The organism is Micrococcus sp. KRD096 (assembly GCF_017168495.1).
Lineage (GTDB): Bacteria > Actinomycetota > Actinomycetes > Actinomycetales > Micrococcaceae > Micrococcus > Micrococcus luteus.
In genome coordinates this window covers 1-861 of the sequence record NZ_JABFAY010000076.1, presented here as the reverse complement: position 1 = coordinate 861, position 861 = coordinate 1, and the positions used below count along the sequence as shown (strand labels likewise).

Annotated in this window: 1 protein-coding gene; it reads left to right on the top strand. The window is 79.7% G+C overall.

What is annotated here, in order from left to right:
* The coding region (locus tag J1M41_RS11740; RefSeq protein WP_206451812.1) for a WYL domain-containing protein at positions 1-861 on the top strand (861 nt) is incomplete at both ends.

Genomic DNA, 861 nt, shown 5'->3' with positions numbered 1-861 from the left:
ACGGGCGATGACGAGCTGGCCGGGTACCACACCCTCATGCCCCGGGCCGACCCCCGGCTCGAGGCCCTCACCCAGGCCGTGGCCGACGAGGCCGTGCTGCGCTTCCCCTACCGCGACGCGCGGGGGCGGGCCACCCGGCGCACCGTGCGGGCCTGGTTCCTCACCCTCGTGCGCGGCCGCTGGTACCTCACCGGCTGGGACCTCGACCGCGGCGCCGAGCGCAGCTTCCGGCTCACCCGGATGGAGGGGGAGCCGCGCCGCGTCGAGCGGGCGGCGGACGCCCCCGGCCGTCCCGAGGACCACGACCACACCGGCCTCGTGGCGCGCCTGGCCGGGCAGGCCGACGCCGAGCGGATCCGGGTGTGGCTCGCGCCCGGCCGGGGTCAGGGCGTCCGCGCGGTCGGTGAGCCCGCCGAGCCCCGCGTCGAGGACGGCGCCGCACCGGGACCCGACTGGGAGCTCTGGGAGGCCCCCGCCGGCCCGCGCGAGGACGGCCTCGCCGCGGAGATCGGCGGCCTGCTGGGCCGCGCCGTCCCCTCGGCCGCGCACCCGGACCTGACCGACCGCGTCCGCGCGGGCCTGGCCGCCGCGGCGGAGGCCCACGCCGGCCCCGCCGACCCGGCCCTGCTCGAGGTCCCGCTCGCCGCGCCCGTCCGACGTCGCGCCCGCGACTCGAGCGAGGACCTCGTGGGCCGCCTGCTGGACATCGTGGGGCTGGCCAACCGGGCCGGTGGGGTGGACCGGGCGGAGCTGCGCGCCCGCCTCGGCATCACCGACGAGCGCCTCGACGCCGACCTCGAGACGCTGCGCTACTGCGGCATGCCCGAGCGCGACTTCCCCGGCTTCCAGTTCGAGGTGGCG